Annotated in this window: 23 protein-coding genes; 17 read left to right on the plus strand and 6 right to left on the minus strand. The window is 68.4% G+C overall.

Features of this window, described 5'->3' with window-relative positions:
* The first annotated feature begins 4 nt into the window (after positions 1–4).
* Positions 5–685: a response regulator transcription factor gene (locus H6717_07620; GenBank protein MCB9576878.1), complete on the plus strand. Its 681-nt coding sequence runs from the start codon at positions 5–7 to the stop codon at positions 683–685.
* A gap of 101 nt (positions 686–786) precedes the next feature.
* Positions 787–2109: a hypothetical protein gene (locus H6717_07625; protein MCB9576879.1), complete on the plus strand. Its 1323-nt coding sequence runs from the start codon at positions 787–789 to the stop codon at positions 2107–2109.
* A 119-nt stretch (positions 2110–2228) separates the two neighbouring features.
* On the opposite strand, the gene H6717_07630 is transcribed toward H6717_07625, so the two are convergent.
* Positions 2229–4127, minus strand: coding sequence for an RCC1 repeat-containing protein (locus H6717_07630; protein ID MCB9576880.1), 1899 nt, complete (start codon positions 4125–4127; stop codon positions 2229–2231).
* Between the two features lie 989 nt (positions 4128–5116).
* On the opposite strand from H6717_07630, the gene H6717_07635 reads away from it, so the two are divergent.
* From H6717_07635 to H6717_07665, 7 genes are all read left to right on the plus strand, one after another.
* A complete protein-coding gene (locus H6717_07635) occupies positions 5117–5302 on the plus strand; it encodes a hypothetical protein (GenBank protein ID MCB9576881.1) in 186 nt (61 codons plus the stop codon).
* A gap of 60 nt (positions 5303–5362) precedes the next feature.
* The gene (locus H6717_07640; GenBank protein ID MCB9576882.1) at positions 5363–5515 is read left to right on the plus strand and encodes a hypothetical protein; all 153 of its coding nucleotides are present in this window, start codon (positions 5363–5365) and stop codon (positions 5513–5515) included.
* Between the two features lie 3 nt (positions 5516–5518).
* Positions 5519–5833 carry a hypothetical protein gene (locus tag H6717_07645; protein ID MCB9576883.1) on the plus strand — a complete coding sequence of 105 codons (315 nt, stop codon included), beginning with the start codon at positions 5519–5521 and terminating at the stop codon, positions 5831–5833.
* Positions 5834–6135: 302 nt separating this feature from the next.
* Positions 6136–6336, plus strand: a complete 201-nt coding sequence (locus tag H6717_07650; protein MCB9576884.1) for a hypothetical protein — start codon at positions 6136–6138, stop codon at positions 6334–6336.
* 6 nt (positions 6337–6342) lie between these two features.
* On the plus strand, positions 6343–7011 hold the full coding sequence (locus tag H6717_07655; GenBank protein ID MCB9576885.1) for a hypothetical protein: 669 nt from the start codon (positions 6343–6345) through the stop codon (positions 7009–7011).
* 40 nt (positions 7012–7051) lie between these two features.
* Positions 7052–7306: a type II toxin-antitoxin system Phd/YefM family antitoxin gene (locus H6717_07660; protein MCB9576886.1), complete on the plus strand. Its 255-nt coding sequence runs from the start codon at positions 7052–7054 to the stop codon at positions 7304–7306.
* 69 nt (positions 7307–7375) lie between these two features.
* Positions 7376–7525 carry a hypothetical protein gene (locus H6717_07665; protein MCB9576887.1) on the plus strand — a complete coding sequence of 50 codons (150 nt, stop codon included), beginning with the start codon at positions 7376–7378 and terminating at the stop codon, positions 7523–7525.
* A 201-nt stretch (positions 7526–7726) separates the two neighbouring features.
* On the opposite strand, the gene H6717_07670 is transcribed toward H6717_07665, so the two are convergent.
* Complete coding sequence (locus H6717_07670; protein MCB9576888.1) at positions 7727–9058, minus strand: hypothetical protein; 1332 nt, start codon at positions 9056–9058, stop codon at positions 7727–7729.
* Positions 9059–9178: 120 nt separating this feature from the next.
* On the opposite strand from H6717_07670, the gene H6717_07675 reads away from it, so the two are divergent.
* The 6 genes from H6717_07675 (at position 9179) to H6717_07700 (ending at position 20005) form a co-directional block, all read left to right on the plus strand.
* The gene (locus H6717_07675; GenBank protein ID MCB9576889.1) at positions 9179–9646 is read left to right on the plus strand and encodes a hypothetical protein; all 468 of its coding nucleotides are present in this window, start codon (positions 9179–9181) and stop codon (positions 9644–9646) included.
* Between the two features lie 223 nt (positions 9647–9869).
* Positions 9870–10982 (plus strand): serine/threonine protein kinase, encoded by a 1113-nt coding sequence (locus H6717_07680; GenBank protein ID MCB9576890.1) that lies wholly within the window; start codon positions 9870–9872, stop codon positions 10980–10982.
* A complete protein-coding gene (locus tag H6717_07685; protein MCB9576891.1) occupies positions 10979–13921 on the plus strand; it encodes a hypothetical protein in 2943 nt (980 codons plus the stop codon). The genes H6717_07680 and H6717_07685 overlap by 4 nt, the downstream gene beginning before the upstream one ends.
* Positions 13918–16119, plus strand: a complete 2202-nt coding sequence (locus H6717_07690) for a cyclic nucleotide-binding domain-containing protein (GenBank protein MCB9576892.1) — start codon at positions 13918–13920, stop codon at positions 16117–16119. The genes H6717_07685 and H6717_07690 overlap by 4 nt, the downstream gene beginning before the upstream one ends.
* Positions 16116–18146 carry an NAD(P)-binding domain-containing protein gene (locus H6717_07695; GenBank protein ID MCB9576893.1) on the plus strand — a complete coding sequence of 677 codons (2031 nt, stop codon included), beginning with the start codon at positions 16116–16118 and terminating at the stop codon, positions 18144–18146. Before H6717_07690 ends, H6717_07695 begins: the two co-directional genes overlap by 4 nt.
* 83 nt (positions 18147–18229) lie before the next feature.
* Positions 18230–20005: a hypothetical protein gene (locus H6717_07700; GenBank protein MCB9576894.1), complete on the plus strand. Its 1776-nt coding sequence runs from the start codon at positions 18230–18232 to the stop codon at positions 20003–20005.
* Between the two features lie 49 nt (positions 20006–20054).
* Here H6717_07700 and H6717_07705 read toward each other — a convergent pair whose 3' ends face one another.
* Positions 20055–20471, minus strand: coding sequence for a hypothetical protein (locus tag H6717_07705; GenBank protein ID MCB9576895.1), 417 nt, complete (start codon positions 20469–20471; stop codon positions 20055–20057).
* 125 nt (positions 20472–20596) lie between these two features.
* On the opposite strand from H6717_07705, the gene H6717_07710 reads away from it, so the two are divergent.
* Positions 20597–22060, plus strand: a complete 1464-nt coding sequence (locus H6717_07710) for a protein kinase (GenBank protein MCB9576896.1) — start codon at positions 20597–20599, stop codon at positions 22058–22060.
* Positions 22061–22062: 2 nt separating this feature from the next.
* On the opposite strand, the gene H6717_07715 is transcribed toward H6717_07710, so the two are convergent.
* Together H6717_07715 and H6717_07720 are read right to left on the minus strand one after the other, a co-directional pair.
* The gene (locus tag H6717_07715) at positions 22063–22668 is read right to left on the minus strand and encodes a sigma-70 family RNA polymerase sigma factor (GenBank protein MCB9576897.1); all 606 of its coding nucleotides are present in this window, start codon (positions 22666–22668) and stop codon (positions 22063–22065) included.
* Positions 22669–22707: 39 nt separating this feature from the next.
* Complete coding sequence (locus tag H6717_07720; GenBank protein MCB9576898.1) at positions 22708–23397, minus strand: hypothetical protein; 690 nt, start codon at positions 23395–23397, stop codon at positions 22708–22710.
* A gap of 125 nt (positions 23398–23522) precedes the next feature.
* Here H6717_07720 and H6717_07725 point away from each other — a divergent pair, with 125 nt between their 5' ends.
* Positions 23523–25232, plus strand: coding sequence for a hypothetical protein (locus tag H6717_07725; GenBank protein ID MCB9576899.1), 1710 nt, complete (start codon positions 23523–23525; stop codon positions 25230–25232).
* A 224-nt stretch (positions 25233–25456) separates the two neighbouring features.
* Here the strand turns inward: H6717_07725 and H6717_07730 are convergent, their stop codons facing one another.
* On the minus strand, positions 25457–26416 hold the full coding sequence (locus H6717_07730; protein ID MCB9576900.1) for an FAD-dependent oxidoreductase: 960 nt from the start codon (positions 26414–26416) through the stop codon (positions 25457–25459).
* Positions 26417–26420 lie beyond the last annotated feature (4 nt).

The following is a 26420-nucleotide window of genomic DNA, read 5'->3' on the forward strand; positions in this document are numbered from 1 at the left end:
AGCCATGGCGCGCAAGCGCATGCGGCGCCTGCTGAGCGCGATCGCCGACGTGGAAGTCGTTGCCGAGTGCACGAGCGGCGAGCAGGCCCTTTCGGAGCTCGACGAGCGGGACGTGGACGTTGCGTTCCTCGACATTCGCATGGCCGGCGCTTCCGGGCTGGAAGTGTCCGAAGCCGCCGTGGAGCTGGGCGTCGAGGTGGTGTTCACCACCGCGCATCCCGAGCACGCCGTGGTGGCCTTCGAGCAGGGCGCCGCCGACTACCTGCTGAAGCCCGTGGAGGCGGAGCGCCTTGCCGCGGCGGTCGCGCGGGTGCGGGAGCGCCTCTCCCGCGCGGCGGCGCCGCGGAGCGAGAGCCTGGACCGCGTGGCGCTCGAAGTGCGGGGCGAGCTCCGCTTGGTGGATCCGGGCGATGTCTCCCACGCCGTGCACGACGGCCAGCTCGTGACGGTGTGGGTGGGCGCCGAGAGCATTCTCACGGAGCTGTCGCTCAGCGAGCTCGAGCGCAAGCTTCCGTCCGGATCCTTCGAGCGAGTGCATCGCCGCGCGCTCGTGAACTTGCGCTTCGTCGAGCGGCTGAGCCCGATGGCGAGCGGCGGCTACCGGGCGACGCTCCGGGGTGGGCACGAGGTTCCCGTGTCGCGACAGGCGGCCCGCGCGCTCCGACGGCGCCTCGGCATCCGCTGACGCGACCGTTCACCACCGGGTTCGGACCGCTCACGGGCGGCCTGAGACCGTTCGCGCCATCTGCCCGCGCCGAGGTCGCCGTGGGGCCCCAAGCTGGGCGCATGAAGGCTGCAATAGTCGAGGTTTTGGCTCACTGCGTTCTGGTTGCTCTCGCTGTGTATTTCTTCTTCCTGCCGGGCCTGTCCGTGGTTCGAGATCTGAACGACCCGGCCTTGGGGCATCCGGGCGTTCCGAAGCGGGCCGTCGAGCTTCATCGCTCCCTCACGCCGCGCGTGGAGAGCTGGGCCCGCACCAGAGTCGCCTCGGGCCGCGCCCGCTCGGTGCCGTTGCATGACGTCGCCGCCACGGAGTGGCCGCTGTTCACCGCGGTGTTCTACCTGATGGCGACGGAGCAACTGCAGGAGCAGACGTCGACGCGACCGATGACGTACGCCTCGGGCGCGGTGCACGCGGCGCGCGATCTATTGATTGATCCGGGCCACCACACCTGGGTGAAGGAGCACTGGGGCGAAGACTACCTGCACCACCAGAACTTCTTCTTCCGTTCGTTGCTCATCGGCGGGCTCACCAGCTACGAGGCGTTGACCCACGACGGCTCGTCGCTCCCCATGCTACGCGATCAGGTCGAGACCCTCAGCGCGTCTCTCGACCGGACCCGGCTCGGTCTCATGAACGACTACCCGGGTGAGTGCTACCCCATCGACGTGCTCGCCGGCATCGGGCTCATCCGCCGGGCCGACGCCGTGCTCGGAACCGATCACTGCGCGTTCGTAGAGCGCTCGCTGCGCGCCTTCCAAGGACCCAGGACCGACGACATCGGACTCGTGCCTTTCCGGGTCGACTTGCCAGAGGCCACGGAGGTGCAGCCCGGTCGCGGCATCGGCATGGCGTGGTCGCTGCAGTTCGCCCCCGACCTGTGGCCGGAGCAGTCGCGACAGTGGTACGCGACCTTCGAGCGTCATTTCTGGCAAGACCGAGGCTGGGCCGCGGGGTTTCGCGAGTTCCGTCCCGGAACCTGGCCGGAATGGACCTTCGAGATCGACGCCGGGCCGGTGGCGGATGGCTTCGGGACGTCGGCCAACGCCTTCGCGATCGCTGCTGCGCGTCGCAACGGTCGCTTCGATCACGCCTACACGCTCAGCTCGGAGCTCGTGGCCACCGCTTGGCCATTGCCGAGCGGCGGTTTGCTCTCGGTGCAAGCCGTGTCCCAGGCGACCGACGCGCCCTACCTGGGCGAGTCTGCGATCCTGTACTTCCTCACGGTGCCTCCCGCGAAGGGCGTTCCCATCGTGACCGGCGGTCACCGCCCCGGGCTGGTGTGGCTCACGTTGGCGATCTACTTCGGGATCCCGCTCGGCGCGGCGTTCATGGCCGCCAAGCGGATCGCGGCGTTGGTGCGAGCGCGGCGGCGAACCGCTCAATGAGCCGCGCGCATCGACCGGCGACCACGGACGCGGCGGTCATCGCTACGGGTCCCGCACACCTCGCTCGCTCGGGGCACGATGGCAAGGATGTCGATCGCGTGTGCCTTCTTCTGACGGCCTCACTCCTTGGGCGGCCAGATGATTGCTCTTGGTTGGTAGCTGAAGGCTTGATCGTCGCTGAGTTCGCCGTAGGCCCCGGCGCCCCAGCACACGACGGCGCCGGTCTTTCGGCGCGCGCACGAGTACGTCTTTCCCGTCGCCACGCCTACCGCATCGGTGATGCCTTTCACTTCGATGGGAGTGGCGCTTTGCGTGGGCGTTTCGACGCTCAGCTGACCCCAGTAGTTCGAGCCCCAGCACACCACCGACCCCGACTTGCGTACGGCACACGTGTGGCCTTGCCCCGCACTCAGCGCCACGACGTCGACAAGGCCCGCAACGGGTGACGAAAACGTAACGTAAGTCGTCTCGCTGCCGAGCTGGCCTTGGTAGTTGCTACCCCAGCACGCGACAGTGCCGTCGGTGCGGGTGGCGCAAGTGTGCGCGGCTCCTGCGCTCACCATCACCGCGTCGCTTACTCCAGACACTTCGGCCGCGACGCCGGCAGGCACGGGGTAGCTTCCGAGCTTGAAGTCACTACTGGAGCCCCAACAGGCGACTTTGCCGCTCTTTCGCACGACGCAGCTGTGGAAATCGCTCACGCTGAGGTCGATGGCATCGGTGACGTCGACCACGGCTGTTGGCGTCAATGCTGGGTTCGGCGCCGCCGAGTTGCCAATCTCTCCGAAGTAGTTGGCGCCCCAACAGGCAACGGCGCCCCCGGAACGAAGCGCACAGGTGAAGCCGTGCCCTGCGCCGATGGCGATTGCGTCGTCAATGCCTGCAACGACGACGGGTGTGAGGCTCCCGATTTGGGTTCCGTCGCCGAGCTGGCCGCTCATATTGTCCCCCCAACATGCGATTTGGCCGGTGGAACGCGCGGCGCACGAATGCCCGTCGCCCGCTGTCACCGCGAGCGCGTCCGTAACAGCCGGCACGGCGGTGGGCGCTGCCGCGCTGGTGCTCGTGCCGTCGCCCAGTTGGCCATAGAAATTGAAGCCCCAGCATGCGACTCCACCGCCGGCACTAGCGGCGCATGCGTGCTGAATGCCTCCGGACAGAGAGGTGACGCTCGAGAGGTTCGTCGCGGTCACCGGAGCCAAACTGGAGTCACTGGTCCCCAGTCCGAGAGCGCCCCAGGAATTGATGCCCCAACACGCCACCGAACCCGTGCTGTGAAGGGCGCATTCGGCAAGGCCAATGGAGAGATCGGTCGCGTCGGCGATGTCGGTCAATTGAATGGGGGTCTTGCTGGTGACATTGGGCGCGTACACTCCCCAACACCAGAGTTCACCCCCCTGGCGCAGCGCACACGAAGTTGCCGGGCCAGCGCGGACGCTGACGACGTTCGTCAGGTCGGCGACGGGAACGGGCTTGTCAGACGCCTCGAGCGTTGCGTTGCCGAGTTGGCCGACTTGGTTGCGTCCCCAGCACATGACTTCGCCCGTCTTGCGGAGCGCGCACGCGTGGTCATCGCCCGCCTGTAGCGCGATGGCGTCCTGGATCCCTGGGACCTGTACGGGAAGACTCGACGTGTAGGCGGACGAACCAGCGCCAAGCTGTCCCCAATTGTTGTAACCCCAACACGTGATTCCCCCTGTCTGTCGGACGGCACACGTGAACTTGTCTCCTGCACTGACGCTCGTAGCGTCAACCAACCCGTCGACCACGACGGGCGATAAGGACTCTTTGAGCTCGCCGTCAGCTATGGAACCCCAGCAAACGACGCTACCGTCCTTGCGAACTGCGCACGTGTGGTCGTGACCCGCGCTGACCCCAACTGCGTTCTTTAGACCGACCGCAGACGGTGGCGCGGACAATTGGGAGCCGACACCGTTGCCCACCTGGCCGTTGCTGTTCGCACCCCAGCAAACAACGTCACCGTCCTGAAGCCGTGCGCACGCATGCCAGTCGCCCACAGAGACTGCGGTTGCGCCACCAATCCCCGGTACGTTCGTCGCAACGGGAATGAAAGTGGGTGTCGCCACACCGAGCTGTCCCAGCTGATTGCCCCCCCCAGCACGCAACGTGCCCGTCTTGACGCAAGGCGCAGGTGAAGCCCCATTGACTGCTCACGGCCGTGATGACGTCCGGGTCCACGCAGTTGCCTGACTTCACCCATGAGCCGACCTCACAGTGGAGTGTCTGCTTCCCACTGGCATTGAGTCCGCAGGGCTCGCTTTGTACGGTGCCCTCCGCGGAGCCCGCGTCTGCGTTGTTGCCGCCGGAGCTCGTTCCTCCGGCTGCTGCCCCGGCCGTGCCGCCGACTGAAGTCACGCCGCCACCGGCCCCTGTCGCGGCCGAACCGCCTGAACCCTCTGAGGCGAAGGGCGCATCGGCGCTGATGTTTCCACCGCAACGAACGCATACAATGGCGAGCAGGGCCACCACGGAGCGCCGAATGCGATCCATGATGAAGTGTGAGCCCGTACCCCACGCCGCGTCAAAGGGTTGGGCGGGTCAGCGGACGCGCCGTGCGGTCGGGCGTTCCGTCGGATTCTCGTCGCGAGCAAAGCTCCGGGCACAAGCGTCCAAGAATTCCGGTTGAGACTCTTGGGACGCAGCACTAGCCTGAGGCCATGCGCTATCTGGCGTTGTTCCCTCTCCTCGCTCTGCCAGTTCTCGCCGCGTGTGGGCCCAGCGAGCAAAAGCTGCGAACCCGTGCTGCGTACGATTTCAACTGTCCCGGTCCGCAACTGCAGCTCGTCAAGCTAGACCAGCGAACGCGGGGCGTGCAGGGTTGCGGACAGCGGGCGACATACGTCTGGGTGTGCAGCGGCAACGATTGCACCTGGGTGTTGAACTCCGACTCCAGGCCTCAGGGTCGATAGTCGCCGCTCGCGCTTCGCCGCCTTCGGGGCAGCCCAGCAAGTCCCGCGCGCCTCGGTTTCCGTCCAAAGAGAAGCTCGTGCGGCAGTTCGAGAAGGACATCGACGCGGTGTCGAAGCGGTTGCCGGAAGGAGCCGAAAAGGTGCTCGGCGGTAACGTGAAGCTCCAGAACGTTTCCCGCCGCGTCTTGGACGTCCACCTCCCAGTCGCCGCGTTCGCATCCGCGGTACGTCGCGCTTCAGCCATTCGTGAGGCCCATCGCTGAAGCGCGACAGTATGCTGCGACACGTCGCCCACCAATCCATCTGAATATCTCGTTCTTCAAATGAACACGTATCTCAGCAAGGTTTGGAAGTGGAACGATCGTCTGGTCGTGTTCCCGGCCGTCGGCACGATGCAAGAGGCCGTGCTCCTGAACCAGCCAATCCCGGTGCCGGGAGGCTACCGTCGACTTGCCAGCGCGATTCGAAGGGCGTGAAAGGTGTCCAAGGAGGCGACGGACGTTTCCCCGCTGATCGAGTCCTTCGATCAACACGAGGTCTGGCAGGTGCTCGGGATCAAGGACCGAGCCACGTTCGTTCGCGAGGCCGTAGCCTGCTCCCACGACCGCTACGAGGGTTGGGACGATCCCCGCATCGAGCTTGGCGCCTGGGTTGGGGTCCCTCGCCAGCGCTGCCACTGGGGCGTACAGGAGATGGAGCTCGGCATCGACACGCCGACCAAGGACGTCATCGCCGCCATTCGCGAAATGCTGGAGCTGGCCGAGAGCCTGCGCGGCAAGCACAAGGGCTTTTGACCGCCGCTCGCGTCGCGGTAGCCTCCGCCCATGGGCGTGGAGATGGCGCTGTACGTGTTTCCGGAGCGGCTAGACTATCGGCCCAGTGCGGACGCGCTCGGCCATTTCGTGGAGGCCCTCCAGCGCGATCACTGGGTAGGGAGCGAAGGAACCGTCGCCAAGACCCGCGGGCGAACGCGGCCCTTGGCGCGGGACCTTGCCGCGCTCGAGGGCATGGACGCGCGCATCGCGTGGGAAATGAGCGATGCCCGCTTCGTCTTCGTGCCGGCCATCGAGGCCGATGGAGAGACCCAGCCGTCCTGGTGCCGGTGGAGACCATCGAGAGCATCTGGGGACCGCCTCAGGCGCAGCGCATCCCACCCGCGGTCTTCCGCTTCGCCCTGGTGCTCGATGCGGGCAAGTGTTTCTCCCGTCTCGCGCAGGTGGAGCCGGAACCGGAGCTCTTGAAGCTGTGCGAAACGAGCTTTGGACAGCGCTTTCGGGTCATTGACGGCGTGGGGTGAAGCAAGATGAAAAATGAGATCGTGGTGGTGCTCGCCGTTTCCCTCGCCGCGTGCGGAAGCGAACCCCCGCCGCCCGCGAAGCCGCCAGCGCCGCCGGCAGCGCCCACCCACCGCGCCGCGCCGCCGGTAGCAGCCGTGGAGACCGTCCCGGCCACGCCGGCGCCGTCGTGGAATGGAGCTCACATTGGCGACACCGTGCGGCGCTTCCTCGACGCGGGGCTCGAGGCGTCGCTGTGCGATACGGATCCCATCCAACATGGCGAGCGGCGGATCTGGTTCTTTGCGCCGTGTCGCTCCGCGGCGGCGCTGCCGGGCGGCGGCGTGCTGACGCTGCTGTCCACTCCCGAGCGCGAGCCGGAACAAGCCAAGGTGGACGGCATGGTGTGGGCGGTGGCCGAGCCGTCCGGGCTCGAGTTTCCGGCCCACCTGGGCGACGACCAGCGCAGCGTGGAGCGCGCCCTCGGTCCGGGCCGGCGCCTGTTCGACTTCCAAGACGTGGTGCACGAGGGCGGCAACGTCGTCGCTTACCAATACGGCAGCGACGTGTACGTCGTGATGCGCGCTGGAAAGGCGTTCGCCTTCATCGTCGGCCGCATGGGCAGCGACCGCGAGCAGGAAGAGTGGCGCGGCGTCATCGCCAACCTGCTCCGCATCGAGCGGAAGTACGCGAAATAGCGACGCATGGCGTCCTGTCTCGAATCGGCTAGACTGGCAGATGAAACGGACATGGGCGCTGCAAGACGCGAAGAACCGATTCAGTGAGCTGGTTTCAAAGGCGCTCGAGGCCGGGCCGCAGGTGATCACTCGCCGCGGTCAGGTGACCGCCGTGCTGGTGTCATTCGACGAGTGGACGCGGTTGTCCCGTCGTCGCGGACGTTTGATCGACGTCCTCAGGAAGGCACCCCGCGTCTCGCCCAGTGGTCTCGCCGTAGATCGCGTGAAGGATCTGGGACGCGACGTCGAGATCTGAGCGCGATGGCGTATCTGCTCGATACCTGCGCGCTCTCCGAATTCACCAAGCCGAAGCCTTCGGCACGGTGTGGACGCGTGGTTCGCGGCGCTGCCGGTCGGCATGGATTTCGTCAGCGTGCTGTCCCTGGGTGAGCTGGAGAAGGGCACGAAGCGACGGCGCTCGAGTGGGGACGCATCTCCGCGCGTGCGGCGCGCGCTGGCAGCCCGATCCCCGTGATCGGCGCGCTGCTGGGCGCGATGGCGATCGACGATCGTGACGCGGAACACGTCGGACATCGCATGGGACTGACCGCTACTTCGGAATCACGTCCGGCAGATTGACGCCGCCGGCCCTCCCGTAGCTGGACGCGACGGGGATCGCGCCGCACCAACAAAGGAAGACTCCGAGGGCAGGGGACTTTCGAGCTCCGTCGCGGAATCAGCTTCCGAGCAGCTCCGGGTGCACCACCGGGAGGATGCGGGCGTAGGCGAGGCGCGTGGGGGTGACGTTCTGCGCGCGGGCTTCCGCGAGGAGCTCGGCGTTCTTGGCGCCGCACACGTGGGCGATGGCGGCGTGGACGCGCTGCATGCTCGCCGACGCCCGGTGCAGGTACTCTTCGTGGCCGGCGATGACGCCGCCGCCGGTGATGGTCCAGTCCGGCTGCGTGAGGATGCCGCGCGCCGCGATGCGCTCGGCGAGCTCTATCTCTTCGTCCACGCTGCTCGCGGCGAGCTGGTTGTTCGCCGAGCCGTAGACGAGCTTGCAGTCGAGCTTCGCGATCGTCTCCGGGGTCAGCACGGCGCCCAGGGCGCAGGGGGCGAGCAGGTCCGTGGGCGCCGTCAAGATGCGCTCCGGGTCCATGATTTCGATGCTCGGTACCCGCGCGCGGGCCGCTGCGACGCGCTCCGGATCGGGATCCGCACCCAGCACCGTCATGCCCTCCGCGGCGAGCTTCTCCGCGAGCTCGAGGCCCACGGCGCCGAGGCCCTGCACGCTCGCGCGCTTGCCGTTCAGGTTCGAGCTGCCGGAGAGGTGCGCCCAGGCCACGCGGATGGCGGCGAACACGCCCAGCGCAGTGGGCGTGTTCGTGCTGCCCAGGGGCGCCGCCGGGCCACACAAGATGTGACGCGTGAAACGCGCCGCGAGGCGGTCGATGAGCTCCGGCGCGAATCCCACGTCCGGTCCCGTGATCAGATTCCCGCGATCGATGCACCAGGCGATGAAGCCCAGGCGACGGTCGTCGTGCACGTCGATGGAAGCGGCTTGCACCGTCGTCTTGCTGCCGCCGTAGGGCAGCTCCGCCATGGCGCACTTGTAGCTCATGGCTCGCGACAGATTCAGTCCGTCTTGCATCACCTCCGGACCCGGGGTCTTCGGATCGTGACGGCGAATGCCGCCGGCGCGAATGCCGTGCAGCCCGCTCTGGATGCCGAGCGTGGACGAGTGCACGTAGTGCGTGAGGCGAACGCCCAGGGGCGCGTGCACCTGAGCGAGCACCATCTCGTGGTGCCCCGCGCGCATGCCCGTGAGCAGCGCGTCCAGTGCGGCGCCGGCCCCGTGCTTGGCGAGCGCCGCGACGCTCTCGGCGTGGCCGAGCACCCGCGGCCGGCGGCTCGTCACGTGGTCGATGGCCAGCGTGCGCCCATAGGCGGCAAAATCCGTGTCGTCGTCGAAATCCCGGCTCGCCGTCACGGCGAGCTTGCCGCCCGTCTGTCGCAGCACGCGAAGCGTCGTCAGATCTTCCGCCGCCAGGGCATCCCCGAGGTCCATGGCGCGGAGGGTATCAGCCGTTTTCCGCGCCTGGGACTGACAGGACGCAGGGATGTTGGTCCGCCGCGGAAACGTCCATCAGCGTGAGATCTGCGCCCGCTCGGGGCATACTGCGTCCCGGTGACGGCGCGCTTGATCGAGCCGGAAGCGGCAACCCTGGGAGTCGAAGGCGCGCTCGCGCGTCTCGGCGCGGAGCTCGACGCTTCGGCACAGGGGGCGTTCTCGGAGGTGTCCCACCACGTGGAGCTCGCGATCCGCACGGCGTTGCACCAGCGCAACGCCGTCACGGGCGAGCCGCTGCACGCCGCGACCTTCGGCAGTGTGCCCGTGTGGCCGGAGGGGCCAATGTTCGAGGGCTTCGCGAGCCAACGGTCGCGGGCGGCCGGTCTCGGGTCGCCGCGAGCGCGCGCGTTCGCCGCGCTGCTCGATGCGCTCGAGCTGTTCCAGCGCGCGCTGATCTTCGCCGCCGATTGTCAGGAGTACGTGGACGCCAACCAGACGAGCGCCACCTACCTGCGCGCTGCTGGGCATCTCGACAACGCGGCGGCGAGCATCACGGGGTCGGAACGCGAGCTATTGGGGGTGTAGGAGAATGTAAGTGCGTCGCTGCGCGACGGGGTTCGCGGCGGACCGACATTCCCTCAAAACTCGGCTATTTCGAGGCGTTTCTCAGAAAATGCGTCCCATTTTCGGGTCTCGTGGCCACCACCAGGAGTGAAAGCTCGCCAGTGGGCGGGCGTTGTTCCCCGTGATGGCACTACCCTCGACAGCACAAGCACCTTTCAGCGGTTCGAACGTAGAAGGCCATCAGATGGAGCGCATCGGCGAGTACCTCGTGCGGCGGTTGGTCGGCGAGGGCGGAATGGGCAAGGTCTATGAGGCGGAGGAGCGCCTCAGCAAGCGGCGGGTGGCGCTCAAGGTGCTGCGGCCGGAGCTGGCCCGCTCGGAGGATGGCCGGCGCTTGTTCCTGAACGAGATGCAGATCCTGGCGCACCTCGATCACCCCGGCGTGGTGCGCTGTCTGGCGTGTACCGAGAGCGACGGCCAGCTGGTGATGGCCCTCGAGTTCTTGGAAGGCCGCACGCTCAGGGACTACTTGAACGAGCACGGCAGCCTGGGTTGGGAAGACGCGGTGGGCATCGCGGTGCAGATCGCCTCTGCGTTGGCGGCGGCGCACCGGCAGGATCCGCCCATCGTGCACCGCGATCTCAAGCCCGAGAACGTGATGATCCTCTCGGACGGCACCGTGAAGGTGATGGACTTCGGCATCGCCAAGGTGCTGCAAGAGCTGAGCAAGACCACGACCCACAGCGTGGGCACGTTGCAGTACATGAGCCCGGAGCAGATCGACGCGACGGGTATCGACGCGCGCTCGGATCTGTACTGCCTGGGCCTGGTGCTGTACGAAATGCTCGCCGGCAAGGCGCCCTTCGAGAGCGCTTCCCCGCGAGAGCTCTTGAACCTGCAGTGCACGGCGGAGCCGCCGCCGCTGCCGGAAGAAGTGCGCGCGTCGCTGCCCCGGGGCATCGAGCGGCTCTTGCTCGAGATGCTGGAGAAGGCTCCGGACGATCGCCCCGGCTCAGCGGCGGACGTGCTGCACGATCTGGAGCCCTTTGCCCCTGCGGCGCCGGCGCCGCCGCGCAGCGGTCCGGCGAAGAAGAAGACGGAGCCCATGCCCGCGGCGGAAAAGCCGGAGCCGAAGCCCGCGGAGCCGAAGCCCGCGGAGCCGAAGCCCCGAGCGGACACCATCGCGCTGGTGGAAAAGGCGAGCGCGCCGCGGGAGGTGAGCGCGCGCACGGGGATCCTCGTGGTGCTGGCGCTGTCCATCGTGGCCGGCATCGTGGCCTACGTCGTACGTGCGCAGAGCTCGGCTGACGTCACTCCGCCCGAGGCGCCCACCGCCACGGCCGGAGCCACCCGGTGAGACGCGCCAGCCCCGACGCGGCGGGCTTCGCCCCGGGGCGCGCTCTCTCGGACGTGGGGCGGGCGCGGCGCTTCGAGCTCGCGAGCAGCGGCGAGCTGTTTCGTATGAGCGCGGAAGACGAGCGCGTGGCGCTGCGCTTGATCGCGCTCGGTGGCCACGGCATCGGCGGCTTCACCACCGCCGGCGAGGACGACGACGGCATCTGGCTGGTGCGCTCACCGGCGGAGCCCACCCTCGCGGCGTTCTTCCGCGGGCGCGCGCTGCCTTGGAAGGACGCCCTCAGTCTCGCGCGCTCGTTGGCGTTCGCCTTGTCCCACGCGGAGAGCGAGAGCTTGTTTCCGGGACCGCTCTCGCCCTCCGCGGTGAGCGTGCGGGAGGGGAACCTGACGGTGGAGCTGCGTGCCGAGCCGCTGGTGCGCTCGCTCCTGGGTGCGCCGCTGGAAGACGGCGGCTCGGGCAGCGCGTCGCCGCGCTGGATCGCCCCGGCGCAGGCCGCCGGTGCGCCCTGGGACAACGCTGCCAACCGCTACGTGCTGGGCTTGATCCTGTACCGCATGTTGAGCGGCGAGCACGCCTTCAGCGGTCGCGGCTTGCGCCTGGGTCTCGAAGAGCAAGCGCGCCAGGCGCCGCCGCCCTTCGAGGAAGCCATCGCGCGGGCTCTGCCGCCGGGGCTGCAGAGCTTCTGTCTGCGCTTGCTCGATCCGGAAGCGAAGCCACCCCTCTCGGGCGAGATCCACGCGCGGCTGGGAGAGTGGATCGACGCCGAGCCCGAAGAGCGTCGCAGCATTCCGCGCATGAAGCGCTCGGATCCCGCGCCGGCTCCGGAGAAGCCTGCTCCGGCTCGCGTGGCGAAGGCTGAGCGCACGTGGCTTCACGGGTTTCTTTCGACGGGTGTGCCGCCGCTCGCGGGGGTCGGGCTCGCGGCGGTGGTGCTGCTGTCTTTCGGCAGTCAGACGCCCAAGCCCGAGCGCCACCTCACGCGCCCTGCGCTCGACCCGCGCGAGGTGCTGGCCAAGGATTGCGCGAGCTGCCATCCGCGGCAGGCGGGGGAGTGGCACCGCTCCGTGATGGCGCACTCGGTGAAGAGCCCGATGTTCCAGGCCCTCGAGATCCTGATCGAGGAGCAGGTGGGGCGCGATCGCGATTGCCCTGAAGGAGCCGGTATCTTGCGCAAGGCGGACGCACGCACGGCCTGTCGCGATCGTCGGACTGGCATTGCCGTGACCGGGAGCGGGGGCGAGCACTGGTGCGTGAACTGCCACGCCCCCAGCGAAAACCTCGATAGTGCCATGCCGGCTTGGGACGGTCGCAGCACGCAGAGCTCCGCGCGCCGACCGCTGCGCGATCTGCTCGGCGAGCAGGCCATGGAAGGCATCAGCTGCGGCTTCTGCCACCAGGTGCACGGCCCCGTCACGCCCGAGAGCAGGTATCAGGGGAACCCGTTCTGGGTCAGCACCCAAACCGGGCAGCGCTTCCTCGCGCGTCCGGAAGATCGCCGCGGGCTGTTTGGCATCGCCAACAGCGGTTACCTGCTCGACCCGACGGAGCTCATCGGCGACACCAGCGCGGGCGGAGTGCACGCGCGCCCCAGCGACTCGGCACGGAAGCACTTGCAGAGCAGCCAGTTCTGCGGCGCGTGTCACGACGTGCGGCTGTTCGGCAGCGACGTGATCGGTGCGCGCCAGCGGGGCGAGCACTTCAAGCGCTTGCGCAACGCCTACAGCGAGTGGGCCGACTGGGCCGAGGGCGAACGGCGCGCCGGACGCGAGCCGGCGAGCTGCCAGGACTGCCACATGTCCACTTTTCCAGGGGTTTGTTTGCCCGGCGCGGGTTCCGCCCCGGACGGCGCTTGCGCGCCGGGCACGCACTTCGAGGCGCGGCCCCCCGGCAGCCGGGCGTCGGGTCGCATCGCCACGGCGTCCGCCACCGTCACGCCGCTTTCCAGCCACTACTTTTCCGGCGTGGATCTGCCGCTCGCCGAGGAGTTTCCGGATGCGCTGATCGACGAGCCCACGACCGACGTCGCGGGCATTCCCCTCGGCGCGCGCCAGCGCCGCGACCTGCTCCTCGCGGCGAGCGTGAAGCTCGAGCTCGGCCAGCCCTCGCATCGCGGGCGCTCCCTCGAGGTCCCCGTCACGGTGGAGAACGTGGGTGCCGGCCATCGCGTGCCCGCCGGCTTCAGCCAAGAGCGGGAGCTGTGGGTCCACCTCACGGTCACGGATGCGAGCGGCCGCGTCGTCTATGAAGTGGGCCGCGTGGATCGCGACGACGAAGATCTGCGCGACAAGCGCTTCCTGCGCGTGACCACGGACGATCGCTTCAGCGATGGCCTGGGGCAGCCGCAGGGGCTGTTCGGCGCGGACGTGGCGGACGGGCCCGACGCGCCGCGCTGGGATCCGAACCCGGCGCTGGGCGGAAGGCAGTTCCGCGGCCGCGGTCTCGTCAACTTCCAGAACGGCTTTCTGCGCTGCGTGGTGTGCATCGGCAGCATCGACTCCTTGGGCCGCTGTCAGCCCGCTCCCGGACAAGATCGCGCCCGGGCCGATCGCTTCGCCGACGGCGCCTATGACATCGATACCGGAGAGTGCCGCAGCAACTTGAGTGGGATGAACGCGCTGTTCGAGACCTATTTTCCCGTGGGCGCCCTGGATTCTTCCCGCGGCGTGCTGAAAGGTCCGGACGCCATCATCGACACGCGTTCCCTCGCTCCGGGGGAGCCCGTGACCTACACCTACGCGCTGTCCGCCGCGGGGCCCGTCACGGTGGAGGCGGAGCTCTTGTTCCGCGCCTTCCCGCCGTACTTGTTGCGCGCGTTCATCGACTACGAGAAGAACCAGGCGCGGGCGGGCAAGCGGCCGAGCGGGCCGCTCATCACCGAACGCGCCCTCGAGCGCCTGGAGGTCGTGAAGCTCGCGCGGGCGAGCGTGAGGGTTCCGTGAGCGAGTGGCCCGACGCGGTGTTCGACGCGCCGCTGCTCCGCGGCGTGGACGCCCGTGGGCGTCGCGAGATCGCCGCCGCGGGCCGGCTGCTCTCGGCCGCGGAGGGTGAGCGGATCTACGGCCCGGGAGAGCACGGCGACGCGTTCTTCGTCGTGCTCTCCGGCGAGGTGGAGCTGTCCGCCGTGCGGCGCGGCGACGAGGACGTCTCCACCCTGCGCGTCGCTCGGCGCGGCGACAGCTTCGGCGAAGAAGCGGCGTTGCCCGGCGCCACGCGGGCCGCCACTGCCCGCGCGCGGCAGGGGGCGGAGCTCGCGGAGGTGCCCGTCCCCGTCTTTGCCCGGGTGCTCGGCCGCGGCGCGACCGGCGGGGAGCTCGCGGCGCGGCAAGAGCGAGCGCTGCGGCGCGCCGCCTCGCGGGATCTGCTCCGTACGCTCTCGCTCTCGCGCGATCTCGACGAGGACGACCTCGATCTGTTGCTCGATGCCGTCGAGTGGAAGCGCTTCGAGCGCGGAGAGCGTCTGTACGGCGCGGGCGACCGCGCGGACGCCTGCTTCCTGGTCGTCGACGGCTTGGTGCAGCTGCAGCTCGAGGACGACGGCCGCGTCCACGTCTCCGGCTACGTGAGCCGCGGAGATTTCTTCGGCGACGAAGACGCCCTCGGCCCGGGCAAGCGGAGCGAGAGCGCCGTCGCCCTGGGCGACGGTCATTGTCTGCGTGTTCCGAAGGGCGCCCTAGGTACCCTCTCGGATCGGAACCCGGGGCTGCTCCCTCGCCTTCGTCGCCTCACGGCGGATCGCGAGGCCCTGCAGCTCTCGGTGGTGGGCGGCGCGGTGAAGAACGCCACCCAGCACGTCTTCAAAGATCTGTACCGCATGCAGATGGCGCGCTCGCTCTTGGCCATCGATCAGGACACCTGCGTGCGCTGCGGCCATTGCGCCTGGGCTTGTGCGGACGTCCACGGCGTTTCGCGCCTGGTGCGTCGCGGAGACAAGATCGTCGCGCGGGTGGAGACCGAGGTCACGGCGCAGAGCTTGCTCTTGCCCAGCTCCTGCCAGCACTGCGAAAACCCCGTGTGCATGATCGACTGCCCCACGGGCGCCATCGGTCGTGATCCCCGCGGCGAAGTGTTCATCCGCGACGACCTGTGCACCGGCTGCGGCGCCTGCGCCAAGGCTTGCCCCTGGGAAAACATCTCCATGGCGCCGCGGCCCGGCAGCGAGGTGCCGCTGGCGGTCAAATGCGACCTGTGCCGCAAGTACGAGGAGCCCGCCTGCGTGAGCGCGTGCCCCACGGAGTCCATCCTGCGGCTGGATCCGCGGCGAGACTTCGCCGAGGTGCGGAAGCTCCTGGGCGGCACTGCGCGCGCCACCACGAGGACGGCGGCGCTGCCGCTGATCCCCGTTGCCGGCGGCATCGCCGCCGTCATTGCCGCCGTGGGGCTCTCCATTCCCGGACTGCGGCTGGGCGCGGGCATCTTCGCCGGCGTCGGCTGTCTCGCCCTCGGCGCTTACGCGCTGCCCAAGCGGCTGGTGAAGCGCCGCATGAAGCCGCGCTCCCGCCGCTCGGGCGGCGACGCCGCGCTGCCACGCTCCAAGACGAAGCAGTGGCTGTCGCTGCACGTGGCCCTTGGGCTGTTGACGATGGCGCTGGTGGTCGCCCACGCTGGAAGCCGTTTTTCCGCGACCCCGGCCGGGGCGCTGCATTTGGTCTTCTGGCTGGTGGCGCTGCTCGGCGTGTTCGGCGCCGTTGCGTACCGCGTGTTGCCCTCCCGCCTCGGACGGCTGGAGCGCGCCGGAGCACTGCCGGAGGACTTCCGCGCCGAGCGGGAGCGCTTGCTGGATCGCTTTCACCGCGCCCTCACCGGCAAGAGCGAGCTGGTGAAGACCCTCGCGGAACGCGTGCTCTCACCTTACGCCCGGAGCGGCAGCGGCCCCATCGTGTTGCTTTCGTCCGGGCGCTCGCTGTCACAGGAACAGCGCGCGCTGCGTGCTCGCGTCGAGGCCATGCTGCAAGGACGCGGCCAGGAGAAGCTCGACGGGCTCGACGATCTGATCCGCATCGTGGTGGAGCTCCGGGCGCTGCCCCTGCGGCGGGCGCTGACGGCGAGCCTCCGGGTGTGGCTCCCGCTGCACATCATCGCCAGCGCGGTGCTTCTGGTGCTGCTGCTGCTCCACGTGCTCGCCATGGTGCGGCTGTGAAGAAGCCGGTGTTGAGCGTCCCCGGCGCGGAGCCTGCGGCGCGGCGCCGCACGGCGCCGAAGCACGCGGAGACGAGCGACGTGCGGCGCTTCCGTGGCGTGCTGCCGGCCAGCGTGCTCGCGGCGGTGGCCGTGGTGGTGGCGCTGATCGCCACGGACGGCTTGGCGGCGTTACGCGCGCCAGGTCCGCAGTCGCGCCCGCATCAGAAGGCGAAGCTCACCTGCGACGCCTGCCACCGCGATGGCAAGCCCGCCGCTACGGCGTGCCCGCGCTGTCACGGGGGCCACGCGTCGAGGCGTTCCGCGCATCAAGATCTGCGCCGCGCCGGCGAGATGACCTGCGCCACCTGTCACCGCATCCACCGCGCCGACGAGGGCGTGTCTTTCGCGGAGAACGGCAGCGTTTGGCGTTACGGCAGCGGCTGGCAGCGGCAGATCGAGCTTTCCACTTTGTTCCGTCCACGCAACGCCGTCAGCGTCGCGCTGGTCCCCGCGCGCGCTTGCGCCGGCTGTCACGATCTGAAAAGCCCCCGCGATCCCATCGCCCAGTGCTTGCTCCCCGGGCAGGAGTCCCTGGGTCTCGATCGGCCGACGGTGTGCTTCGACGAGCACCGCGACATCACTACCATCGCCGGGGCCGGCGCCAAGGTCGCGCCCGGCGCCACCACCGAGCGCGACGCCGCCTGGGAAGCCGCACGCGAAGCCGCCGCGGTGGTGCCCACCGGTGGCTTTGGTCGCGGCGGTCTGTCGCGCCCCCTGTGGTGGCTGGGCATCGGCCTCGCGGTGGGCCTTTCGGTGCTCGGCGTCGAGCGCGGGCGTCAGCTCCTTCGCGATCGCAAGAAGAAGGACGCCACGCCGGAGGTGCGCGCCAGCGCCGTGGTGCGCCTGCCGCAGATCGACGAAAGCACGTGTCTCGGCTGCTACGCGTGCGTGGACGCCTGTCCCTACGACGTGATCGAGGTGCGGCGCTTCGTCGCCGTCGTCGCGCGCCCCGACGATTGCTGCGGACTCACGCTGTGCGAGCAGCGCTGCCCGAACGGTTCCCTCGTGGTGCGCGACGGCGAGCCCATCGAGGATCGCCCCCGCGTCGGCGCCGCCCTCGAATCCGCCGACGTGCCCGGCCTCTACCTGGCCGGAGATCTCACCGGGCTGCCGCTGATCAAGAACGCCATCAATCAGGGCGCCGAGGCCATGCGCGGCATCGCCGAGAGCCTCGGTCGCGCGAGCGGGGAAGGGTACGACGTGATCGTGGTCGGCACCGGTCCCGCCGGCATCAGCGCGCTGCTCGAAGCCAAGCAAAAGGGGCTCCGCGCGCTGGGTCTGGATCAAGGCAGCGTGGCGTCCAGCATCAAGAGCTTCCCCCGCGGCAAGCTGGTGTTCGATCAGCCTCTCGACATCCCGCTCACCGGCGAGCTGTGGCTGGAGCAGAGCAGCAAGGAGGAGCTGCTCGCCAAGTGGCTCCGCATCGTGCGCAAAGAGAAGCTCGAGATCGTCGAGCACACCCGCGTGGTCGGCGTCGAGCGCGCGAGCGAAGGTCGCTTCGTCGTCCGCACCGAAGGCGGCGGCACGCACAAAGCCCGCCGCGTGCTCCTTGCCGTCGGGCGCCGTGGCACGCCGCGCACCCTCTCCGCCGAGATCAGCGAAGCCGCCGAGAGCACCGTGTTCTACAGCCTCGCCGACGCCCGCAGCTTCGCCGGTCAGCACGTGCTGGTGGTGGGCCTCGGAGATTCCGCCATGGAAGCCGCCATCGCCCTCGCGGCCCAACCGAGCGCTCGCGTCACCATCGCGTACCGCGGCTCCGGCTTTCGCCGCGGCAAGGCCAAGAACATCGCGGAGGTGCGCCGCCTGGTGGAGGCCGGGCGCATCGAGCTCGTGCTCGACGCCGAGGTCCGCCGCATCGAACCCCGGCGTGTCAGCCTCCGCACGAAATCCGGCGACCGCACCGTGGACGCGGACGCCGTCATCGCGCTCATCGGCGCCATCCCACCGTGGGATCTGCTCGAGCGCTGCGGTGTCTCCCGCCGTTGAAGCTCCTTGATTTTGTTGGCCCGGCGCGACCCCCGTCGCGCCCCGGGGAGCATTGGCGCGTCTCGAGCGTAGCTTCCAATGCCATGAAAGCTCTTACTTCAGTCCTGGTTTCGTCCTTGGTGCTCGGCTCGCTGGCGATCAGCGCGTGCGGCGGCTCGTCGTCGGGCAATGCCTCGCCCGACGGTGGCAGCGGGGCCACCGGCGGCGGTGGCGGAAGCGGGGCCACCGGCGGCGGTGGCGGAAGCGGGGCCACCGGCGGAAGCGGGGGTAGCGGCGGTTTCGTGGGGACGGTCGACAAGATCGACTTGCTGTTCATGGTCGACAACTCCATCTCCATGAGCGACAAGCAGGCGCTCCTGGCGGAGGCGGTTCCCTCTCTCATTCAGCGCTTGGTCACGCCGCGTTGCCTCGACTCTGGCGGTCAGCCCACGGGGCAGAACGCGCCGTGCCCCTCTGGGTCGGAACCGGAGCTCAAGGCGGTCGAAGACATGCACATCGGCGTCGTGACGTCCAGCCTGGGGGGCCACGGCGGCGACGTGTGCGCCAGCGGCGCCCAAGGGCAAGACGATCACGGACGCCTGTTGCCCAGCGTTCGCTCCGGACTGCCCTCATTCAAGGACCTTGGGTTCCTGAGCTGGGACCCAACCAACAAGGAGGGCGGCACGACGGACGCGAATCAGCTCACCACCGACTTCACCGCGCAGGTGAAGGCTGCGGGCGAGCTCGGCTGCGGATACGAAGCGTCGCTCGAGTCCTGGTACCGCTTTTTGATCGATCCGGAGCCGCCGGAGGACGTCGTGCAGAACAATGGACTGAGCACGCCGACCGGCGTCGACCAGACCATCCTCGCACAGCGCGCGGCGTTCCTGCGCCCGGACTCGCTGGTCGCCATCGTGATGCTCACGGACGAAAACGACTGCTCCATTCGGGACGACGAGCAGGGCTGGCTGGTGTCGACTTCCGGCAGCAACATTCCGCGCGCCACCAGCGCCTGCCAGACGAACCCCGACGATCCGTGCTGCTTCAACTGCGGGCAGAGCGCTCCCTCGGGATGTGCGCCCACGGAAACCGATCCCGAGTGCCAGAAGGGCCCCTACGACAAGACCACCGAGGACACGCCGAACCTCCGCTGTTGGGAGCAGAAGCGCCGCTTCGGCGTCGACTGGCTGTACCCGACCCAACGCTACGTGGATGGCCTGACCAAGACGCAGATCGAGTCGCGGTCTGGGCAAAGCGTTCCCAACCCACTGTTCGCCGGCGGTCGCGATCCGTATCTGGTGACGCTGGTCGGCATCGTCGGCGTTCCCTGGCAGCTGATCGCGACGGACGAGAGCCAGAGCGATCCGAATCTCCTCGAGTACAAGACCGCCAGTCAGATCGACTGGGCCAAGATCACGCATACGGGTATCCAACCCCCGTCGGATCCCCACATGGTGGAGTCACCCACGCCGCGCGCAGGCTTGCCGGGTCCGAGCTCGGCCCCAGGCGCCGATCCGATCAATGGTCACGAATGGCTGCCGCACCTCGACGACTTGAACTTCGCCTGTATCTTCCCGTTGCCCACTCCGCGCGATTGCGCGGGCGCGACGGGTGGGTGCGACTGCAAGCAGGGCGGTGATCCCGGGTACAACCAGAACAACCCGCTGTGTCAGGCGCCGAACGGCAGCTACGGCAGCCTGCAGTACTCCGCCAAGGCCTACCCGGGTTTGCGTCAGCTGGAGGTTCTACGTGACCTCGGCGACCGCGGCGTCGCGGCCTCCATCTGTGCCAAGGCCGTCGACAACCCGGCGAACCCGATCTTCGGCTACAACCCGGCGATGGACGCGCTGGTGCTTCAGCTCCGGCATGTGTTGAAGTAGCCGCGACGTCCGTCCGCGACGGGTATCGCGCCGCACCAACATCCAATCTTCAACCCTGCTCCACCACGTACAGCGAGCAACCGGCGTGGGGACCCCAGGGGTGCAGCGGCCCCCCCGGCGGGTGGTAGTGCTGCTCGATGCGGCCCACGTAGTGCTTGCCGTCGATCTCGAACTCGACCTCGTAGCCGAAGGGCTTCTTGTAGTTCTCGTTGATGATGGTGCGGGCCATCTTCACGACGGGCACGGTCATCTCGCTGCCCTTGATGCGGCGGAGGACGCGCTCCGGGGCAGCGGCGGCCGGCTTCGCAGTCTCGGTCTGGGCTTCCGGCTTCGCGACCACGGCCACCGTGGGGACCGAGAGGCGCGCGACGGCGGGAACGGCGCTCGGTAGGGTGGCCGCGGGGGTGCAGCTCAGGGTGGCGGTCAGGGTCGCGATCAGGGCGAAGGCTTTGGCGAAGCGGCTCATATCCGGGCAGTTCCGGCCGGCGCCGAATCGATCACGACGACTCGAAAAAAAATGAGGCGACCGTTGTGGGAGCCGAAATCCCGAGGTATTTCGCGGCCTCGCGCATGCCTGGCGACCCCTCTGTCGTGGCTCACGCCCAAACCAACGACGCCGGCGACGACGTCGAGCGGGACCGGGTGCGGGCGCGGGTCAAGCAGGGGCTCTTCGGCGGCCCGCCGGATCCGGTGCGGCTCGACCAGTTCGAGATCCTGGGACGCCTCGGGGCGGGCGCCATGGGCGTGGTGTACGAGGCTCGGGACCGCGAGCTCGACCGTGTGGTGGCGCTGAAGCTACTGCACCCGCGAGAGCGGCAGACGCCGGGGTCGCTCCTGGAAGAGGCGCGCAGCATGGCGCGGCTCAAGCATCCGAACGTGCTCACGGTGCATCAGGTGGGCAGTCACGGCGAGCAGGTGTACGTCGCGATGGAGCGCGCGCGCTGCACGCTGCGCGAGTGGCTCGAGCAAGAGAGGCCGCCGCGGGAGCGCGTTCTCGACGTGCTGGCGGCGACCGGACGCGGGCTCGCGGCGCTGCACCGGCAAGGGCTCGTGCATCGCGACTTCAAGCCCGACAACGTGCTGATGGACGACGAAGGGCAGCCGCGGATCACGGACTTCGGCCTCGCGCTCCGGGTGGATTCCGATGTGCTTGCGGGCCGCGCGGGCACGCCCGCGTACATGGCACCGGAGCAGCTCCGCGGCGACGAAGTCGACGCGCGCTCGGATCAGTTCGCCTTCGGCGTGACGGCCATCGAAGCGCTCACGGGCAAGCGCCCTTTCGATGGCGACACCCTCGACGACCTTCTCGGGGCCATCCTGCGGCGCGCCAGCATCCCCGGTCAGGTGCCGAAGCCCATCGCAGAAGTGCTGCTGCGGGCGGTGGAGCCCGAGGCGAGCGCGCGGTTTTCGTCGATGGATGCGCTCTTGGAGCGACTCCAGATCGCTCGCGCCGAACGCAGCTTCAAGCTGTGGTGGCTCGCGGCGGGGGCTGCGGCGCTATTGGTGGTGGCGGTCGCGATGGCGACGCGGGGCGAGGAACCGACCGCGCCGCCGACGTCCACGCCGTCGGCGCTGACCACGGCGTCGAGCGCGCCCGCACCCATCGTGGACGTCACCCGGCTGTGCGTTGATTCCGTGAAAGCGTCGTCGGCAGGGGACGCGCACCCGGCGGGGCACGCGTTCGACGGCGTGCCCTCGACGGCCTGGTGCGAGAGCGCAGCGGGCGACGGCGCAGGGGAATGGATTGAGGCCAAGCTCCGGCCCGACACCTGGGTGTCGGAAGTAGAGCTCGGCGGCGGATGGCCGACGACGACGAGCGGCGGCGCAGATCTATGGGCCATCAACGCCACGGTGCGCACGATGCGCGTCTCCTGGGACGGCGGCGAGCGGGTCGTGCATTTCGATCGCAGTACGGATCGAGGCAAGACCAAGCGAGTGGCCATCGGCGCGAAGACGAGCCGTGTTCGCATCACGGCGCTGGAGGTCGACCGCGGTCGCTTCCGCGACCTGTGCCTGCAAGGTGTCGTGATCCGCGGCCGCTGCGGTGGAAGTTAACGTTAGAGGGCGTCGCGCAGCCCCGCCGCCCAGTTCTCCAGGTTGGCCATCGTGGTTTCGAGCTCCCGGGGCGACCGCGAAAGCTCCACCATCTTGGCGTCCAGCGCTTCCTTCGCACGCCGCAAGCGGCTGCGCACGGTTCCCTCGGCGATGCCGAGCACCCGCGCAATCTCCGGACCCGACATCTGCTCCCAATAGTGGAGCTCGAGGGCGATCTGCAGCTCCAACGGGATCGCCCGCAGGGCCTCGAGCAGCAAGCGATCGCCGATGCGCTGATCCACCAGCCGGCTGGGCGTAGCGCCGAAGTCCGCCAGCGAGGTGACCCCGAAGTCGGCGCCCGGCTTGCGATCCCGATAGTGCTTGTACAGCTGCTTGCGCGCCACGGAGAACAGGTACGTCCGAAAGCTCGACTCGCCGCGAAAGGAGTCGCGGCTCTCCACGATGGACAGGAACACCGTCTGCACCAGATCCGCCGGATCCCGCGCCGTCTTGTTGCGCAGAAAGCGAAACACACTGTCGAAGTGTCGCTCGAAGAGCTCGTTTCCGGCGGCGGCGTCTCCGCCGCGCCAGGCGTCGAGCAGCTCGTAGTCCTCGCGCCCCTCGGTCATCGCCCGAGTTCAGCACGAGATCTGCGTGTCGCTCAATCGTCAGTTGCAGGCCTTGACCGGGACGCAGCGCTTCCTCACGAGCCGCCCGCTGATGGCGATGTAGCTCGTCTGCTTCGGAACCTTGGTCTTGGTCACGAAGGTGCGGGGCATCTTGAAGGTCTTCATGTCCTTGCCGAACGTGAAGTCGCTGAAGGGAACGGGGCTCGGCCCGATGTGGACCTGGCTCGTGCCCTCTTTGGGCGCGCCGAACTTGCCGCAAAGATCGCCGGTGCACTTCACGGTGCCATCCACGCGGTAGCCCCGGACGGGGCTGCTCCAGCTGACCACATTGCCGGCGAGGCTGCCGTTGGCGGACACCCCGCATTTGTCGGGAGACGAGCGCGTCTTGGTGTCGTTCTCCACCACCGTCTTCCAGAACAGCGTCCGTGTCTTCACGGTGAAGTGATCCCTCATGCGGTAGTCGAGCATCTTCACCGCGCCGCCAGGCTTGCCGCTCTTGTCCTCGAAGCGGAGCACGACGCGGCCGGGGCCAATGTTGACGACGCCATCACCCTGACCGAGCGGTGTGTCGGTGAGCTCCAGGTTGGCGTCCAGGGTGTACTCGAGGTCCCAGGTGCAGGGGCCGCCGAGGGGTACGGGCTGTTCGGGGGGCGCGGCGAAGCTCCGTGCACTGACGCCCGCCGCCAGCAGGAGCAGGGTAACCGCCGCGATGCGTGCGCTGCGGCTCATGCCCGCATTTGAAGCATCGTCCGTGCCGTTCGTTTTTGCCGACGCAACGCCTCCGGAGCGCGCAATCCCTGCACCGGAGCAGATGTAATGCGGATTACATGGGGGCGGCTGCGTATGTAGCGGGCATGAACGCAACGCGCGCATCCCTGTTCGTCCTTGGCTTGGCTCTCGGCTCGTTCACGCTCGCTGGCTGTGGCGACTCGTCTTCCGGCAATCCTCCGTCGGACGGGGGCGTTGGCGGCAGTGGAGGCGGCTCGGGGGGGAGCGGCGGTGGCTTCGGCGGCAAGCTCGACAAGCTCGACCTCTTGCTCATGGTCGATAACTCGCCAGCCATGGGGGACAAGCAGCAGCTTCTTGCGGACGCAGTGCCGAGCTTGGTCCAGCGCCTGGTGACGCCGCGCTGCTTGAACGACGGCGACTTGCCGACGGGCGATTCCTTTCCCTGCCCGGCCGGGGCGCACCCGGAGATTTCTCCGATTCAGGACATTCACATCGGCGTGGTGACCTCCAGCCTGGGAGGCCACGGCGGGAATGCGTGCGAAAACGGTTTGGAGGGGCAGAATGATCACGCGCACCTGCTGCCCACGGTTCGGTCCGCCGCGCTGTCCTCCTTCCAGAACCTCGGCTTCTTGAGCTGGGATCCCGAAGGGAAGGGGGGCACCGCGGTTCCGAACGAGCTCATCGGAAGCCTCGCCGCTCACGTGAAGGCGGTCGGGGAGAGCGGCTGTGGCTACGAGGCGCCACTCGAGTCCTGGTATCGGTTTCTGATCGATCCGGAGCCGCCGGAGAGCATCAAGCAGAGCGGCGGCTTGAGCACGAGCACGGGCGTGGATCAGACCGTCCTCGCCCAGCGCGCCGCGTTCTTGCGACCAGACTCAGCGGTCGCCATCGTGATGCTGACGGACGAGAACGACTGCTCGATTCGAGATGACGGCCAGGCGTGGCTGGTCTCCACGTTCGGCTCCGACATCCCCCGAGCGACCTCGCAGTGCGCCGTCGATCCCGATGACTCCTGTTGCCGGAGCTGCGGCCAGGCCGACCCCGCCGGCTGTCCATCGTCAAAGTCCGATCCGGAGTGCATGAAGGGCAACTACGACCAGGCCACGGAAGACACGCCGAATCTCCGCTGCTGGGAGCAGAAGCGCCGCTTTGGAGTCGACTGGCTGTACCCCACCCAGCGTTACGTCGACGCCCTGACCTCTTCCTCCGTCATGTCGCGCTCAGACATGAAGGTCCCGAATCCTTTGCTCGCGAGCGGCCGGAGTAGCTACCAAGTCTTCCTCATTGGCATCGTGGGCGTGCCGTGGCAGCTCGTTTCCACGGACGAAAGCCAGACCGACCCGAGCGTGCTCGAGTACGAGTCCGCGAACCAGATCGACTGGGCCAAGATCACCAAGAGCGGCAATCAGCCGCCGACGGATCCTCACATGGTCGAGTCGCCGACTCCGCGTGCGGGACTCCCAGGGCCGAGCTCGCTCCCGGGCGCCGACCCCATCAACGGTCACGAATGGTCGTCCACTTCCGATCTGAACTACGCGTGCATCTTCCCGCTGCCCGCCCCGCGGGATTGCTCCGGGGCAACGGGGGTCTGCGAGTGCAAGCCCGGTCAAACCGAAAGCCCGCTATGCCAAGCGCCGGACGGGAGCTACGGCACCACGCAGTACTTCGCCAAGGCGTATCCGAGCCTCCGGCAGTTGGACGTGCTGCGACAGCTCGGGGATCAGGCCGTCGTCGCGTCGGTGTGCCCGAAGAACATCGACGACGCGAGCAGTCCGACCTTTGGCTACAGGCCCGCGGTGGACGCCCTGGTCCGGCGCCTTCGCGACGTGTTCTGACAGCGCGCGCTTCCCCGTAGCTTTCGCCGTGGGGACGCGCTCGGCGCAAAGAACGAGAGTGCGTCCCATCGCTTCCTTCGACCCGTTTCCGCGCCCGCGCTTGGGTGGGTACGGAGGACGCGACGAAGAGTGCTCTGCGAAAACGCGGGCCGCGAAGGGATTCGCGCCGGACCAACAAGAAAATGTAGAACAGCCGTAGGGTTTGCTGGTCCGGCGCGATGACCTCAGTGCACGGTGTCGGCGCCTTCCGTCGGGCTGCGGCCGTCGGAACGGAGGTACTCCGTCGCAGCCAACGCGGCGATGGTTCCATCCGCGACCGCCGTGGTGATCTGACGGTAGCGCTTGTGTCGCGAGTCCCCCGCTGCGAACACTCCCGGCACGTTCGTCTTCATTTCCTCGTTGGTGAGGATCTCCCCACGCTCGTTGAGCGCGATCTGTCCGCGGAACATCTCCGTGTTGGGCACGTAGCCGATGAACACGAAACATCCCGTGGCTGGGATCTCGCGCTCCTCGCCCGTGCTCTTGTCCCGTACGCGCACCTTCTCCAGGTTCGGGCTGCCCACGAACTCGCGCACCTCCTGGTTGAGCACGAAGCGGATCTTGGGGTTTCGCTTGGCTTCCTCCACGGCGAAGGGGTGCGCCTGGAAGTGATCGAATTCGTGCACCACGGTCACGGTTTCCGCGTAGCGGGTCAGGGCGATGGCCTCCTCGATGGCGGAGTTGCCGCCACCAATGGCCACCACGTGCTGACCCGTGAAGAAGTCGCCGTCGCAGGTGGCGCAGTAGGAAATGCCGTGGCCCTTGAGCCGTGACTCGGAGTCGAGTCCGAGCGTGCGGGGCACGCCGCCGCTGGCGATGATCACGGCCTTGGCGGTGAAGGTGCCCTCGTCTTCGATCTCCACGACCTTCTCGGGTCCGGACAGATCGATGCGGGTCACGTCGGAGTTGGACAAGAGCTCGCAGCCGAACTCCTCGGCTTGAGCCTTCATCGTCATCGCGATCTCTCGCCCCGAGGCCGTCAAGTGCCCCGGGTAGTTGGCCACGGCGTAGGTCAGGTTCATCTGCCCGCCGAGGGAGCCGCTGTCGACGATGAGAGTCCTCAGCCGGGCGCGGCCCAGGTAGATCCCGGCCGTCAGCCCGGCGGGTCCTCCGCCGAGCACGATCACGTCGAAGTGCTGGGCCATGGCG

The sequence above is a fragment of the Polyangiaceae bacterium genome (assembly GCA_020633235.1).
Classification (GTDB): domain Bacteria; phylum Myxococcota_A; class Polyangia; order Polyangiales; family Polyangiaceae; genus JACKEA01.